The sequence below is a fragment of the Streptosporangium sp. DT93 genome (assembly GCF_049844535.1).
Taxonomy (GTDB): domain Bacteria; phylum Actinomycetota; class Actinomycetes; order Streptosporangiales; family Streptosporangiaceae; genus Streptosporangium.
This window is the reverse complement of sequence record NZ_JBNCLF010000012.1, coordinates 78,622-92,608: the sequence shown is the minus strand read 5'-3', so window position 1 is coordinate 92,608 and position 13,987 is coordinate 78,622. Positions and strand designations below refer to the sequence as shown.

Genomic DNA, 13,987 nt, shown 5'->3' with positions numbered 1-13,987 from the left:
ACGGGGTCACGACACGCTCCACTTCCGGGACCGGGACCGTCCGGCGGTGCCCGTTCACCGGCCGACCTCCTGGCCCGCGGTGAAGCCCCGCTCGTCGGCCAGCCGGACGAGGCGGCGGTGCGCCTCGGCACCGGCGCGGCCCAGCTCGTCCTGGGCGACGGTACGCAGCTCGTCGTCCTCGACGACGGTCCTGCCGCCCACCAGCAGCCGGGCCAGCACCGGCTGCCGGGTGCCGAACACCAGGGCGCAGACCGGATCGTCGACCGCGGAGGCGAAGGCGCCGGTACGCCACAGCGCGATGTCGGCCAGCTTCCCCGCCTCCAGGGAGCCGAGCTCCTCCTGCCGGCCCAGGTTCCTCGCCCCGCCCAGGGTGGCGATCTCCAGAGCCTGGCGGGCGGTGAGCGCGGTCGGCCCGTACCGGGCCCGCTGGAACAGCAGGGCCTGGCGCATCTCGCCGGACAGCGAGGTCAGCTCGGACGAGGCGCTGCCGTCCACCCCCAGGCCGACGTTCGCGCCGCGCCGCAGCATCTCGGAGACGCGGGCGATCCCGGCGCCGAGCCGGCCGTTGGAGCTGGGGCAGTGCGCCGAGCCCGTACCGGTCTGGGCGAAGACGTCGATGTCGGCGTCGCTCAGGTGGACGGCGTGCGCGAACCACACGTCCGGGCCGAGCCAGCCGAGCTTCTCCATGTAGTCGACCGGGCGCTGCCCGACCTGCTCCAGGCAGTGCTCCTCCTCGTCGAGGGTCTCGGCGAGGTGGGTGTGCAGGCGTACCCCCTTGGACCTGGCCAGCGCGGCCGCCTCGACCATCAGGTCGGCGCTGACCGAGAACGGCGAGCAGGGGGCGACCGCGACGCGGAGCATGGAGGAGAAGGACGGGTCGTGGTAGGTGTCGACGGCCTCGGCGGTCGCCTCCAGGATGTCGTCCAGCCGCTCGACCACCACGTCCGGCGGCAGGCCGCCCTGCGACCGTCCCCGGTCCATCGAGCCGCGGGCCGGGTGGAAGCGGATGCCGACCTGCCGGGCCGCCTCGATCTCCGCGGCGAACAGGTCGCCGCGCCCGGAGGGGAAGATGTAGTGGTGGTCGCTGGAGGTCGTGCAGCCCGACAGCGCCAGATGCCCCAGCCCCGCCCCGGCCGCGCCCAGGACCACCTCGGCGTCCATCGCGGCCCACACCTGGTAGAGCGCGGTCAGCCACTCGAACAGGGTGGCGTCCTGGGCGAGCCCCTGGGAGGCCCACTGGTAGAGGTGGTGGTGGGTGTTGACCAGGCCCGGCGTGGCCAGGCAGCCGGTCCCGTCGACGCGGACGGCCCCGTCCACGTCCGGCGCGGGGCCCGCGCCCAGGGCCGCGATCCTGTCTCCCTCGACGTGGAGGTACCCCGAGGCGATCTCCGGGCCCACGACCGGGGCGATGTGGACGTTCTCGATCAGGACGGTGCTCATCGGCGCTCCTCGGGCGTGGGGGTGGCGGCGCCGGCCTTGCGTTCCGCGGCCAGGCGCACGGCGTCGAGGATCTTCTCGTAGCCGGTGCAGCGGCACAGGTTGCCCGCCAGGGCCTCGCGGATCTCCGCGTCGGACGGGCCGGGCACCCGTTCGATCAGGTCGTGGGCCTGTACGACGAGGCCGGGGGTGCAGAAGCCGCACTGGACGGCGCCGCACTCGACGAACGCCTCCTGGACCGGGTCGAGCCGGTCGCCGTCGGCGAGCCCCTCGACGGTGCGGACCGTCCGGCCCTCGGCCTGCCCCGCCGCGACCAGGCACGCGCAGACCGGCAGGCCGTCCAGGTAGACCGTGCAGGAGCCGCACTCCCCCTGCTCGCAGGCGTTCTTGGAGCCGGGCAGGCCGACCCGCTCGCGCAGCACGTACAGCAGGCTCTCGCCCTCCCAGACGTCGTCGGCGGTCTCGCTGCGGCCGTTGACGGTGAAGGTGACGCGCATCAGCCGGCCCTCCTCTCGAAGTGCCCGGAGCGCAGCTCGTTCCACGCCCAGGTGAGGGTGCGCCGTGCCATCACCGCGATGGCGTGGCGCCGGTAGGCGGCGGTGCCGCGCACGTCGTCGATCGGCGACGCGGCCTCGGCGGCCAGCTCGCCGAAGCGCGCGAGCACCCCGGGGTCGAGCCGGGCCTCCCAGTCGAGCTCGGCGGCCAGGAACTCCTCGGCGCCGACGGCGCGGCGCGGTGTCGGGGCGGCCGAGCCGATGCCGGTGCCGACCCGGCGCTCGCCGGGGTGCAGCGCGATCGCGAACGAGCAGACCGCGATCACCATGGCGTTGCGGGTGCCGACCTTGGAGAAGTACTGCGGGCCGCTCGCCGGGGCGATCCAGAAGGCCCGGATCAGCTCGTCGGCCTCCAGCGCGCTGCGCTTGGCCCCCAGGTAGAAGGCGTCGGCCGGGATCATCCGCGTGCCGCGTGCCGCGGACTCGACCTCGACGACCGCGCCGGCGGCGAGCAGCGGCGGGTGGGAGTCCCCGGCGGGGGAGGCCGCGCCGAGGTTGCCGCCCACGGTGGCCCGGTTGCGGATCTGCGGCGAGCCGACCGTGCGGGACGCCTGCGCCAGGCCGGGCAGCCGGTCGCCCAGCTCGGCGATGAGCCGCGCGTACGACACGCCCGCCCCGACCCTGAGGCGGCCGTCGGCCTCCTGGCTCCAGCCGTCGAGGCCGGCGACGCCGTTCAGGTCGAGCAGCCCCTCCGGGCGCCGCACGTCGAAGTTGAGCTCGACCATCATGTCGGTGCCGCCCTGGATGGGGGACAGTCCGGGCCGGTCCGCCTTGGCGGCCAGTGCCTCGGCCCAGGTCGCGGGTCGCAGGAAGTCCATCGTCGTCACTCCCAGGCGAAGCGGGCCCCGGGGGTGTCGAGGGCGTCGTCGCGCAGGACGGCCCCCTCGATCAGCCCGTAGGGACGGTCGGCGGCGTAGAACACCTCGTTGGGGTTGTCCATCCCGAACGGGGTGAGGTCCACCGTGAAGTGGTGCTTGTTCGGCATGGCCAGGCGCACCTCACAGACCTCGTCGCGGGCGTTCAGCACCCGCTCGCCCATCGCGTAGAGCGTCTGCTGCAGCGACAGGCTGTAGGTTCCGGCGAACGCCTCGACCAGGTGGCGGCGCACCTCGTCGTAGGACTCACCGTACGCCGCCCGCCCGCCCGTCCCGCCGGGCGCGTGCCGCCAGCGGGCCGTGACCTCGGTGGCCAGGACGCGGTCGGCGGTGGGTCTCAGGGTGGTGTACTCGTCCTCGGCGAACCCTGAGAACTCCGAGTCGGTCGAGTTGAGCACCACCAGGTCCTTGAGCCCGGAGACGACGGTCACGGTGCCGTCGGAGTCGTGGTGGACCAGGCAGGTGCGGGTCTCGCGGCCGGAGCGGACGAAGGAGTGGCGCCGGTCGCCCGCTCCCGGGCCCGTCGCGGTGGCGGGCACCGGGATGCGGTCCCAGAAGTGCTCCTCGACCTCCACCCGGGCGTGGTGAACGGCCGGCTGGGATTCCACGTAGTGGCGGGCCAGCAGGATCGCGAAGTCCTCGATCTCGGCCACGCCGTGTTTCCCGGCGAAGGCGTACACGGTGTTCTTCTGCGTGTCGGTGGGCAGCACCGTGGCGTTGTCGCCGGTGAGGTGGACGGCCTCCATGTCGCCGGACAGGGCCGTGGAGACGGTGACGTCCTTGAGGTGGTGGACCCCGCCGTCCCTGGCGACGCGGACCAGGCGGACCTCCGCCTTGCCGTAGCGGTTGGGGCCGAGAACGACGCGCATGCTAGCTCCCCCGGTACGTCGAGTAGGCGAACGGGCTGAGCAGCAGGGGCACGTGGTGGTGCTCCCCCGGGTCGGCCACGGTGAAGTCGATCGAGACGCGCGGGTAGAAGGCGTCCACCGCGCGGGCGGCGAAGTAGCCGCCGGTGTCGAAGACCAGCCGGTGGGCGCCCGCCCCGCACGTCCACCCGGTGATCCGGCCGTCGGCGTCGGTGACCCCCTCGGCGAGCATTTCGCCGTCCCGCTCCAGGCGGACCGCGACCCCGGCCGCGGGCCTGCCGAGGGCGGCGTCCAGGACGTGCGTGGACAGGCTCATGCGACACCCTCCGGAGGGGGAACGAGGGCGGACGGGCTCATACGGCGTTCTCCGGACGAGGCACGTGCGCGGACGCGCTCATGCGGCGTCCGCCGGGACGGCACGGGGGTGGACGGGCTCATGCGGCATCCTCCGGAGGGGACACGGGGACGGGCGGGCTCGGGGTCTCCTCCGGAGGATGCGCGGGGGCGAGGAGTTTGGCCAGCCGCAGGCGGGTGATCGCGGCGAGCTCGGCCCTGACCACGTCCCGCTCGGTCTCCTCGTCGTTGCCGAGCCGCCCGGTGAGGCGCTCCAGCAGCTCCGCGGCCGACAGGCCGGTGGCGCAGACCAGGTAGACGTGGCCGAACCGCCGCTCGTAGGCGCGGTTGCCCTCCGCCAGGCGGTCCAGGAGCTCGCGACCGGCAGCGCCGACCCCGGACTGCTCCTGGCGGGACCAGGCCGACTCCCTTCCCGCGGAACCGGCGCGACCGGTGGAACCGGCACGACCGACGGAACCGGCACGGCCGACGGGATCAGCACGACCGACGGGATCAGCACGGCCGACGAGATCGGCACGACCCGCGGCATCGACGGAACCAGGGGCATCGGCGGGATCGGCGGGATCGGCGGAACCGGTGGGGCCGGCAGGATCAGCGGGACCGGGCCGCTCGGGTGCGGGCTCCGGCGCGCGGGGGGCCTCTCCGATCCTGGGGTGGGCCGCCAGCGCCTCGCGCACGTCCTGCCAGTCCAGCTCCCGTACGACGGCCTCCGCCGTGCCGGCCAGCCGGTCAGGGTCGGGGTAGGGGCGCAGCGCGGCCACCCGCCGGGCGAAGAGCGTGCTCGCGCAGCAGGTCAGCAGCTCGGCCTCGGCCCCGGCCGGGTCCAGCGCGTTGAACGCGTCGAGCCCGTCGAGCCTGTCGAGCCCGTCGAGCGGCAGAGCGGGGCTCGCGGGATGCGGCGTGGACATAGTGAGCAGTACACACACCGCGGGCGCCTCCGGTCCAGCGGCAGGACGTCCGAATCGCGGCAAGGGTCCGCCATGAGTTTTCGTAACATGCTCCAAACCCGGCTGTGTCCGGCGCTCGGTTACCCTCACGACATGCGGCTGAGCGCACTGCTGGAGATGACCGGGCTGGGCCTGTCGCTGCTCACGGGCCGTGACGAGCCGGACCCGATGCTCCGCTGGGTCGTCACCACCGACCTGCTCGACCCCGGCCGCTACCTCGACGGGGGCGAGCTGGTCCTGACCGGGCTGGTCTGGCGCCAGGACCCGGCCGACAGCGAGACGTTCGTCGGATGCCTGGCGGCGGCCGGGGTCTCGGCGCTGGGCGCGGGCGACCCCGGCCGCGACGAGCTCCCGCCCGACCTCGTGCGCGCCTGCCTGCGGCACCGCATCCCGCTGCTGCACGTACCGCCCGCGCTCTCCTTCGCCGAGCTGACCGAGCAGGTCGTACGGCGCCTGTCGGCCGGCAGGGCCTCGGACATCACCGCCGTCCTCGACCGGCACCGCAGGCTCGTCGCCGGGGTCACCGCCGGCGCGGGCCTGGCCCCGGTGCTCCGGCTGGTCGGCCACGACCTGGGCATGCCCTGCTGGGTGCTGACCCCGGCCGGGCGGGTGGTGGCGGGCTCGCACCCGCTCGCCGAGGGTACGGCCCCGCTGCTGGCCCGGGGTTTCCTGACGGCCAAGCGGATGCCGTGCGTCCCGCCCGGCGCGGAGCGCTACTCGGTGCTCGCGGTGGACGAGCAGGGCACCCCGCGGGTCGCCGACTGGTTCCTGGCCTTCGAGGGCTCCTGGCAGGACTGGACGCCGGAGCGGCGGGCGCTGGCCGCCGAGCTGGCCGCCGTGGTCGCGCTGGAGCGCGCCCGCCTGGACGACCGGCTGACCCCGGAGGGGCGTACCGCCCAGGAGCTGGTCGGGCTCGTCCTGTCCGGCGGCAGGCCGGACGACCTCCTGCCGCGCCTCCGGGTCACCGGCCTGCTGTCGGAGCGCGGCTACGTGGCGGTGTCGGCGACCGCCCACGGGGGCCTGAGGCCGGGCGAGCTCCGCGTCGCGGTCAAGGAGATCCTGCACCGGATGTGCGCCTTCCCCGCGGTCGGCGTGGCCGGGGGCACCGGGGGCGTCAGGGACATCGGGGGCGTCAGGGACGCCGGGCACGCCGGAAGCGGTGGAGGTGCCGGGGAGACCGGGGCTCCGGCGGGCCTGGAGGACGAGATCATCGCGCTGCTGCCCGCCCCGGGGCCGGGCGGCGCGGGGGAAGGCGCCGGGGGGACCGACGTCACCGCCGAGGTGCGCGAGGCCGTACGGGCTCTGGCTCCCGGGCTCGGCACCGGCAGGCTCACCGTCGGGGTGAGCGGCGTCGTGCCGTTGGAGGGGTTGCGCGGCGCCGTGGAGGAGGCCCGGCACGCCCGGCGGATGGCCGAGGGCCGCCAGCAGCCGGACGCGGTCGTGGGCCACGACGAGCTGGCCACCCATCTGCTGCTGCTCGCCTCCGTTCCCGACGACGTGCGGCGGGTGTTCCGGGCCCGGCTGCTGGACCCGCTGCACGACTACGACCGCGCGCACCGCGCCGACCTGGTCGGCACGCTGGAGACGTTCCTGCGGGTCTCGGGCTCGTGGACCAGGTGCGCCGAGATCCTGCACGTCCACGTCAACACGCTGCGCTACCGCATCCAGCGCATCGAGGAGCTGACCGGCCGCGACCTGTCCGGCCTGGAGGACCGGGTGGACTTCTTCCTGGCCCTGCGGCTGGGGTGATCCCCCGGCGACGATGCCCTGCCGCTCGGCCGGCCGCCGCACGTCACGGCCGGCCGGGATCGCCGGGCGTGGTCGTCCCGGCCTGGCGCCCCGCCGCCCGGCCGGCCGCCGGAGGCCACGCCCGGGGCCGGGACGACACGCCGGAGGCCACGAGAGGACGGAAGGACGGCAGGCGGACACGGCGCGGGAACGGCGCGGGAGCGGCGTCCGGACGGGGGGAGCGCCTAAAATGGGCCTCACCATGACTCCTCTCACCCCCATCGGCGGACACGTCTCCGTCACCGGCGGGCTCGCCAAGGGCGGGCTGAAGTACGCGGCCGACATCGGCGCCGAGATGATCCAGGTGTTCGTCACCAACCCCCGGGGCTGGGCACTCGCCGCGGGCAACCCCGCCCAGGACGCCAAGCTGCGCGACTCGGGCGTGCTCTCCTTCGTGCACGCGCCGTACCTGGTCAACCTGGGCTCTCCCAGCGCCGACACCCTGGAAAAGTCCCTGGCCACACTGCGGCACGGCCTGCTGCGCACCCACGCGATCGGCGCGAAGGGGCTGGTCGTCCACACCGGATCGGCGGTGAGCCAGTCCCGCGACGACGCCATGCGCCAGTTGCACGAGCGGCTCCTGCCGCTCCTGGAGGAGATCCCCGACGACGGGCCCGACCTGCTGCTGGAGTCGATGGCGGGACAGGCCGGGATGCTCTGCAGGACCGTCCAGGATCTCGAACCCTACCTGGAGGCCCTGGAGTGGCACCCCAAGGCGGGCGTCTGCTTCGACACCTGTCACTCCTTCTCCGCCGGTCACGACCTGTCGACGTCCGAGGGCGTCAAGGAGACGCTCGACGCCCTGCAGGCCATCGCTCCCGGGCGGCTCAAGCTCATCCACGCCAACGACTCCAAGGACGAGTGCGGCTCCTCGAGGGACCGGCACGCGAACCTCGGCGCCGGTCACATCGGTGTCCGGCCCTTCATGGACATGCTGCGCCACCCGGTGGCCGCGGGGGTGCCGTTCTGCATCGAGACCCCTGGAGGGGCCGAGAAGCACCGCGAGGACATCGAGGTGCTCAAGAGGCTCCGCGACGGCGAGATGCCCGTCGGCGGGAGCGACGACGGGGAGACCGTCGTCGAGATCCGCAGCGTGGAGATCAGCGGTGTAGAGGTTCGCACGACCGGGACGGGGGACGTCGAGGTTCGCGGTGTCGAGGTTCGTACGGCCGAGATCCGCACCGTCGAGACCGGCGATGTCCAGACCGGTGACGTCGAGACCGGTGACGTCGAGACCGGCGATGTCCAGACCGGTGAAGTCGAGACCGCCGGTGTCGAGATTCAGGGTGCCGGGACCGGTGCCGTCGAGGTTCCGGCCTCGCGTCCCGAGGCGTCGATCCCCCAGCCGTCGAAACCGGCCCGCTGAGATCCCCACGGGTGCCCCGGAAGTCTCCCGGAGCACCCGTGTCCCCTGTCCCCTGTCCCCTGTCCCCTGTCCCCTGTCCGCGGGACGATCGTCCCGCGAGAACGGCCCCGGCGAGAACCGCGAGGCGGACGGCATGCCCGCCTCTCGCCGGAAATCGTGAGGCCGGGCGGGTGCCCGTCCCCCGGCGAAGGCCGTGAGATCGGACGGGACGCCCGTCCTCGTGATCCGGCCGCCCCCGTGTGGCCGGATCACGAGCAGGCCCGCCTGCGCGGGCGTCCCGTCTCATCGGAGATCGGCGGCCCCTTCCCCCCGGTCAAGGACCTGGCGGCCGGATGACCGGGTTTCGCCGGTTACCGGCGATCACCCAGTGCCCGCGCATCAGGTCTTTTGCGAGCCTTGCGGCTCTGTCCCCCCTGATGCGGCGGGTCTCGCTCTCCGATGAGGGAACACTATGGGCGCGTCCGGACGAGGGAGCGGCGCTTGGAGGGCAGCGCGATTAACGGTTTGTAGTTGTCGATGTGCGGAGTGCGGCGACACGACGAACGGTGGGCGGCGGACGACGAGTGGTCGATCCGGGGCCCCTGGGGCTGGCGAAGACCCACGGGGGTGTGGAATCGCGACCGGCCCACGGGTGGCCTCACCGGACGGGATCCGGACCACGGACGAGGCGGGACACCGGGCCATGGGCGAGCCTCACGGGTGAACACAGGCACCGACGGGCCCCACAGGACACGGGCCGGGCGAGCCGGCCCCTGATCGGTTGCGTGTCAGTGGGCGGCGCCGAGTTCGATGAGCAGGACGCCGGTCATGATGAGCCCGATCCCGCCCACCATGATCCTGGTGAGAGGTTCGCCGAACAGGACGCGAGAGGCCAGGGCGGTGAGGGCGACGCCGCAGGCGGCCCAGATTCCGCAGGCGACGCCCAGCGCCATGCCGCCGCTGAGGGCGAGGGCGAGGAAGGTGAAGGCGATCAGGTGGCCGGCGGCCACGGCGGCCATCCAGGCTTTGCGTGCGCCGGGCTGGGAGGCCATGCGCAGTGCCAGGGTGGCGGCGACCTCGGTGACGATCGCGACGATCAGGAGCAGCCAGATCATGCGCTCTGTCCTTTCCCGGGGCGGGGTGCGTGCTGAGCGCCGAGCTCGACGTACAGCACCCCGGCGATGACCAGGACCAGCCCGGAAAGGTTCAGGACCGGTTCCGGAGGTCTCGGCGGGTCACCGCAGGGCCGCGGAGGGAACCGCCCTGCCCTGAACCGCGCCGGGCGCTCCGGACACCTTCGACGCACCGGCTCCCCTCGGCCCGTCGGCCGCACCCGGCCCACCGGCCGTCCTCGGCCCGCCGCTCATGGCCGGCCCACCGGCCGTCCTCGGCCCGTCGAGCATGCCCGGCCTGCCGATCGCCCTCGGCCCGTCGACCGTGCGCGGCCCGTCGACCGTGCGCGGTCCGTCGCCCGTGCGCGGCCCGTCGGCCCCTCTCGGCCCCTCGACCGTACGGGGCCCGTCGGCCGTGCCGGGTACACCTGTTCCCCCCGTCATCCGAGGCGCATCGCCCATGCCTTCGTCGGCGGACATCTCCGACGCCCCGATGACGGTGGCCACACCGGTCACGCCCGGCACGTCCGGGCGGTCGCGGAACTGGCGGACGAGCCGTTCGCGGACCTGACGGGTGTGGCGGCGGCTGACCGGGAGCGTCTCGGTGCCCACCCGGAGCATCACCCTGCCCCCGTCGAAGCGCAGCTCGCTCACGTGCCGTACCGCGACCAGGGTGCTGCGGTGCACCCGGATGAACCCCGAGCCGGCCCAGCGCCGCTCCAGGGCGGCCAGCGGCATGCGCACCAGGTAGCTGCCCTCGTCGGTGTGGAGCCGGACGTAGTCGCCCTGGGCCTCGGCGTACCAGACCGCCTGCTGGGGGACGAACCTCGTCCGCCCGGCCAGTTCGACCGGGATGACGTCCTCGGGCACCGGCTCGACGGCGGCGGCGGGGGCCGCGTACTCCAGGCGCCGTACGGCCTCGGCCAGCCGGTCGGCCCTGACCGGCTTGAGGAGGTAGTCCACCGCCTCCAGCTCGAACGCCTGCACCGCGCGGTCCTCGTGGGCGGTGACGAAGACCAGTTTGGGCGGGTTGGGAAAACCCGCGATCAGCCGGGCCAGATCCAGGCCGTCGAGGCCGGGCATGCGGATGTCGAGGAAGACCCCGTCCAGCCGCTCACCCGTGCCGATCATCTGGACCATGTCCTGGAGCGCGTTGACCCCGCCCACGGCCGTGGAGACGTGCTCGATACGGGGGTCCTGGCGCAGGAGATAGGCGATCTCCTCAAGAGCGGGGACCTCGTCGTCAACGGCCAGGACTCGCAACATGACCCTACGCTGTCCCTTCGAGCACACCCACCGCAACCCTCATGGCAACTTCAGGTAATAGTTTGACTACAAATAGCTACCACCGGAGGGGGCTTGGGCACACGGAGGCGCACCCGGGTGCCGGCGTCCGGCGCGCTCTCCACCGTCAGGCCGTAGTCCTCCCCGTAGAGCTGACGGAGCCGCAGGTCGACACCGGCGAGCCCGGCCCCCTCCTCGGCCCCGGGCGCCACGGAGCCGCCGTCGAGGAGAAGCGCGACCTGCTCGGCGGACATGCCGGGGCCGTCGTCCTCCACGCTCACGTGCGCCTCGGCCCCGGCGTCGTGGACCGTCACCCGCACCTCGCAGGAACGCCCGGTGGCGGCCACGCCGTGCTTGACCGCGTTCTCCACCAGCGGCTGCAGGCACAGGAACGGCACCGGCAGCGAGAGCACCTCGGGTGCCACCCGGACGGCGAAGCGCAGGCGGTCGCCGAACCTGGCACGTTCCAGTATCAGGTAGCGGTCGACGCAGTGCAGTTCCTCGGCCAGGGTGGCCAGATCGCGGGCCCGGCGCAGCGCGTACCGGTTGAAGTCGGCGAACTCCACCAGCAGTTCCCTGGCCCGCTCGGGATCGGTGCGGACGAACGAGGCGATGGTGGTCAGCGCGTTGTACACGAAGTGCGGGGACATCTGGGCGCGCAGCGAGCGCATCTCCGCCTCCATGGCGCGCCGCCGCGAGGAGTCCAGCTCGGCCAGCTCCAGCTGGCCCGAGGCCCAGCGGGCGACCTCGGTGACGGTCCTGACCAGCCCGGTGCCGACCACACTGTCGTACGCGGCCAGCGCCCCGACCGCCCGCCCGTCGACGGTGAGCGGCACCACGATCCCGTCCCCGGCGGCGGCGCAGCCCGGTGTGTCGCAGCCGGAGGCGTCCCCGGAGACCAGGCGCGGGCGCGCCGAGGCCAGGACGGGACCGGCGTGCTCGCGGGCGTGGTCGCGCCTGCAGGCCGGTGCCCCGTCCCAGGCGAGCAGGCCCTCGGGGCCGGTGACCGCGACGGCGCCGGTGCCCAGCAGGGCACGCAGGTGACCGACGGCCTTGCGGGCGGAGTCGCGGGTCAGGCCCGAGCGCAGCGAGGGCGCCGCCATGGCCGCGATGTGCAGGGTGACGAAGGTGGCCTCCTCGGTCGGCCCGCCCGCGTCGCCGGAGGAGGGCCGCCGCCGGCGTGGGAGGACGAATCCGATGAGGACGCTCAAGGCGCAGAGAAGCACCCAGCCGGTGGTCGACATGCGGGAAACCGTAGTCAACCCGCCCGTCCGATCAGGGGCGAACGCCGATCACGGCGGGCCTTCGCCCGCTTCCTCCTGGTACGAGTACCGCTGCTCGCGCCAGGGGTCGGCGATGTTGTGGTAGCCGCGCTCCTCCCAGAAGCCGCGTTTGTCCTCCAGCAGGTACTCCACGGCGCGCACCCACTTGACGCTCTTCCACGCGTACAGGTGCGGGACGATCATCCGCACCGGGAACCCGCGCTCCGGGGAGATGGGCTTCTCGTCGAGTTCCATCGCGAACATGGTCTGGGCCCGGGCGAAGTCGCCCAGGCGCACGTTGGCGCTGTAGCCGTACTCGCCCCAGATCATGACGTGCTGCACGCCGGACGCGGGCGGGGCGAGCTCCATGAGCGTCGCCGTGGACACCCCGCTCCACTCGTTGCCCATGATCGAGAACTTGGTGACGCAGTGGAAGTCGGCCAGGACCGTGGTGCGCGGCAGCTCGGAGAACTCGGGCCAGCTGAAGCCGTGCTGCTCGCCCGAGGCCGTCGCCCCCATGACGTGCAACCGCCAGGTCGCCGGGCGGAAGGTGGGCACCCGGCCGTAGTGGATCACCGGTCGCCCCCGGGGGACGTACTGGCCCGGAGGCAGGCGAGGCTCCTCGGGCGGTTCGGGCTGCTCCACCATCACTCCCCTCGCCGTTTCCCCGGTGGCACGGGGTAATCCTGCCATCGCGGGTTTTCCCCCGGCCCGGCGGGCGTCGTATAGCGCCCCCGGACCCGGCCGAAGAGCACGTCCGGGCCGGTGCCGGGGGTGCGGGGCGTCTCAGGCGTCGAGCCGGTACTCCTGCAGGGACCCGGCCAGCCGGACGGCGAGCTCCTCGACGTCGAGGCGCCGTTCGATCCTCCTCAGGTCGGCGACCTTCGCGGCGGTCTCGGTCCGGCGCGGGGCCAGCAGCGAGCAGCAGTCCTCGTCCGGCAGCTCGGAGATCGCCAGGGTGCCGATACGGCGCGCCTCGGCCATGATCTCGGTCTTGTCCAGGCCGATGAGGGGACGCAGGATCGGCATGTCGACCGCGTCGTCCTGGGCGGTGATGTTCTGCAGGGTCTGGGAGGAGACCTGGCCCAGGGAGTCGCCGGTGACCAGGGCTCCGGCGCGCAGCCGGCGGGCGACCTCCTCCCCGGCCTTGAGCATCAGGCGGCGCTGGGTGATGATCGCCAGGCGCTCCTGGCCGGAGACCTTGATGGACTGCTGGGCCTTGCCGAAGGGCACGACCCACAGCCGGGAGCCGCCCTGGAACCTGTCGAGCGCCTTGACCAGCGCGTACGCCTTGTAGATGGACTCGGAGGTGCTGAAGGGGATGCCGGAGAAGTGCAGGAAGTCCACCCGCAGGCCGCGCCGCATCATCCGGTAGGCGGCCACCGGCGAGTCGATGCCGCCGGACATCAGGACCAGGCCCCGGCCGCTGGTGCCGACCGGCAGCCCGCCCTGGCCCGGCTGGCCGTCGGTGAAGACGAACGCCTCGTCCCGGTCGACCTCGATGGAGACCACCAGCTCGGGCTTCCTGAGGTCGACGGGCAGGCCGTAGATGTCGTTGAGCTCCCCGCCGACCGAGCGGTCGAGCTCCATCGAGTTGAGGGGGAAGCGCTTGTCGCGGCGGCGGGAGCGGACGGCGAAGGAGACGCCGCGCCTGACGTCCTCGCGGTCGGCCAGCAGCTCGATCGCGGCCTTGGTGATCGCGGAGGGGTCCTTGGCCACCTTCCAGGCGCGGTGCACCCAGACCAGGCCGGGGACGTAGGAGACCCGCTCGGCGACCGCGTCGGCGATCCCGGCGTCGCTGCCCTCCGGCAGGAAGAGCGCGATCACGCCGTGACGCTGCCGCAGGTCGACCTTGACGCCGACGTCCTTCAGGGCGGCCTTGATGTTGGCCTGCAACCTGCGCTCGAAGAGCTCGCGATTGTTGCCCTTGAGGACGACCTCGCCCAGTTTGAGCAGAACGCAGGGCTCGCCCAAGGCGGACATGGTCATGGTGCGACCTCCGGTGGAGCTTCGAGGGGAACGGGGGTGTCGGGGGCGTACAGGGGACCGGAGAGGACTCGCGGGCACGCGCGGGGGCGCGACCCCGGGCCTTCCCGGCCCCGGCCTTCCGTGGGGCTCGCCGTCGAGGCTTCCAGATGTTTGAGGATTTTCAGGGAGTTTTGG

11 protein-coding genes and 2 pseudogenes are annotated in these 13,987 nt (G+C 73.4%); 2 read left to right on the top strand and 11 right to left on the bottom strand.

What is annotated here, in order from left to right; genetic code table 11:
- Positions 1–54 precede the first annotated feature (54 nt).
- From ACLQ2R_RS24495 to ACLQ2R_RS24470, 6 genes are all read right to left on the bottom strand, one after another.
- Complete coding sequence (locus ACLQ2R_RS24495) at positions 55–1,440, bottom strand: 8-oxoguanine deaminase (protein WP_425962865.1); 1,386 nt, start codon at positions 1,438–1,440, stop codon at positions 55–57.
- Positions 1,437–1,934 carry a (2Fe-2S)-binding protein gene (locus ACLQ2R_RS24490; protein ID WP_425962864.1) on the bottom strand — a complete coding sequence of 166 codons (498 nt, stop codon included), beginning with the start codon at positions 1,932–1,934 and terminating at the stop codon, positions 1,437–1,439. Before ACLQ2R_RS24490 ends, ACLQ2R_RS24495 begins: the two co-directional genes overlap by 4 nt.
- Complete coding sequence (locus ACLQ2R_RS24485; RefSeq protein ID WP_425962862.1) at positions 1,934–2,809, bottom strand: FAD binding domain-containing protein; 876 nt, start codon at positions 2,807–2,809, stop codon at positions 1,934–1,936. Before ACLQ2R_RS24485 ends, ACLQ2R_RS24490 begins: the two co-directional genes overlap by 1 nt.
- 5 nt (positions 2,810–2,814) lie before the next feature.
- A complete protein-coding gene (gene pucL, locus ACLQ2R_RS24480) occupies positions 2,815–3,735 on the bottom strand; it encodes a factor-independent urate hydroxylase (protein WP_425962860.1) in 921 nt (306 codons plus the stop codon).
- Between the two features lies 1 nt (position 3,736).
- Positions 3,737–4,048, bottom strand: a complete 312-nt coding sequence (gene uraH, locus ACLQ2R_RS24475) for a hydroxyisourate hydrolase (protein WP_425962859.1) — start codon at positions 4,046–4,048, stop codon at positions 3,737–3,739.
- Positions 4,049–4,166: 118 nt separating this feature from the next.
- The gene (locus ACLQ2R_RS24470) at positions 4,167–4,994 is read right to left on the bottom strand and encodes a 2-oxo-4-hydroxy-4-carboxy-5-ureidoimidazoline decarboxylase (protein ID WP_425962858.1); all 828 of its coding nucleotides are present in this window, start codon (positions 4,992–4,994) and stop codon (positions 4,167–4,169) included.
- A gap of 132 nt (positions 4,995–5,126) precedes the next feature.
- Here ACLQ2R_RS24470 and ACLQ2R_RS24465 point away from each other — a divergent pair, with 132 nt between their 5' ends.
- Both ACLQ2R_RS24465 and ACLQ2R_RS24460 read left to right on the top strand, forming a co-directional pair.
- The gene (locus ACLQ2R_RS24465) at positions 5,127–6,782 is read left to right on the top strand and encodes a PucR family transcriptional regulator (protein ID WP_425962857.1); all 1,656 of its coding nucleotides are present in this window, start codon (positions 5,127–5,129) and stop codon (positions 6,780–6,782) included.
- Between the two features lie 241 nt (positions 6,783–7,023).
- Positions 7,024–7,857 (top strand): annotated as a pseudogene (locus tag ACLQ2R_RS24460) (deoxyribonuclease IV); the annotation flags it as partial.
- Positions 7,858–8,954: 1,097 nt separating this feature from the next.
- On the opposite strand, the gene ACLQ2R_RS24455 reads toward ACLQ2R_RS24460, so the two are convergent.
- The 5 genes and pseudogenes from ACLQ2R_RS24455 to thiI all read right to left on the bottom strand — a co-directional run bounded on the left by ACLQ2R_RS24455 (position 8,955) and on the right by thiI (position 13,813).
- Positions 8,955–9,281: a DMT family transporter gene (locus ACLQ2R_RS24455; protein WP_425962856.1), complete on the bottom strand. Its 327-nt coding sequence runs from the start codon at positions 9,279–9,281 to the stop codon at positions 8,955–8,957.
- A gap of 534 nt (positions 9,282–9,815) precedes the next feature.
- Positions 9,816–10,544: pseudogene (locus ACLQ2R_RS24450) on the bottom strand (LytR/AlgR family response regulator transcription factor); the annotation flags it as partial.
- Between the two features lie 50 nt (positions 10,545–10,594).
- On the bottom strand, positions 10,595–11,806 hold the full coding sequence (locus ACLQ2R_RS24445) for a sensor histidine kinase (RefSeq protein WP_425962855.1): 1,212 nt from the start codon (positions 11,804–11,806) through the stop codon (positions 10,595–10,597).
- A gap of 48 nt (positions 11,807–11,854) precedes the next feature.
- Complete coding sequence (locus tag ACLQ2R_RS24440; protein ID WP_425962854.1) at positions 11,855–12,472, bottom strand: molybdopterin-dependent oxidoreductase; 618 nt, start codon at positions 12,470–12,472, stop codon at positions 11,855–11,857.
- A gap of 138 nt (positions 12,473–12,610) precedes the next feature.
- Entirely contained in the window at positions 12,611–13,813 is a 1,203-nt protein-coding gene (gene thiI, locus ACLQ2R_RS24435; RefSeq protein WP_425962853.1) for a tRNA uracil 4-sulfurtransferase ThiI, read from the bottom strand.
- Positions 13,814–13,987: the final 174 nt, after the last annotated feature.

What these genes read in the sequence shown, in the direction of transcription:
- ACLQ2R_RS24455 (WP_425962856.1), bottom strand. Translation starts at nt 9,281, where the DNA reads ATGATCTGGCTGCTCCTGATCGTCGCGATCGTCACCGAGGTCGCCGCC.
- ACLQ2R_RS24490 (WP_425962864.1), bottom strand. Translation starts at nt 1,934, where the DNA reads ATGCGCGTCACCTTCACCGTCAACGGCCGCAGCGAGACCGCCGACGAC.
- ACLQ2R_RS24470 (WP_425962858.1), bottom strand. Translation starts at nt 4,994, where the DNA reads ATGTCCACGCCGCATCCCGCGAGCCCCGCTCTGCCGCTCGACGGGCTC.
- ACLQ2R_RS24495 (WP_425962865.1), bottom strand. Translation starts at nt 1,440, where the DNA reads ATGAGCACCGTCCTGATCGAGAACGTCCACATCGCCCCGGTCGTGGGC.
- ACLQ2R_RS24440 (WP_425962854.1), bottom strand. Translation starts at nt 12,472, where the DNA reads ATGGTGGAGCAGCCCGAACCGCCCGAGGAGCCTCGCCTGCCTCCGGGC.
- ACLQ2R_RS24445 (WP_425962855.1), bottom strand. Translation starts at nt 11,806, where the DNA reads ATGTCGACCACCGGCTGGGTGCTTCTCTGCGCCTTGAGCGTCCTCATC.
- thiI (WP_425962853.1), bottom strand. Translation starts at nt 13,813, where the DNA reads ATGACCATGTCCGCCTTGGGCGAGCCCTGCGTTCTGCTCAAACTGGGC.
- ACLQ2R_RS24485 (WP_425962862.1), bottom strand. Translation starts at nt 2,809, where the DNA reads ATGGACTTCCTGCGACCCGCGACCTGGGCCGAGGCACTGGCCGCCAAG.
- ACLQ2R_RS24465 (WP_425962857.1), top strand. Translation starts at nt 5,127, where the DNA reads ATGCGGCTGAGCGCACTGCTGGAGATGACCGGGCTGGGCCTGTCGCTG.
- uraH (WP_425962859.1), bottom strand. Translation starts at nt 4,048, where the DNA reads ATGAGCCTGTCCACGCACGTCCTGGACGCCGCCCTCGGCAGGCCCGCG.
- pucL (WP_425962860.1), bottom strand. Translation starts at nt 3,735, where the DNA reads ATGCGCGTCGTTCTCGGCCCCAACCGCTACGGCAAGGCGGAGGTCCGC.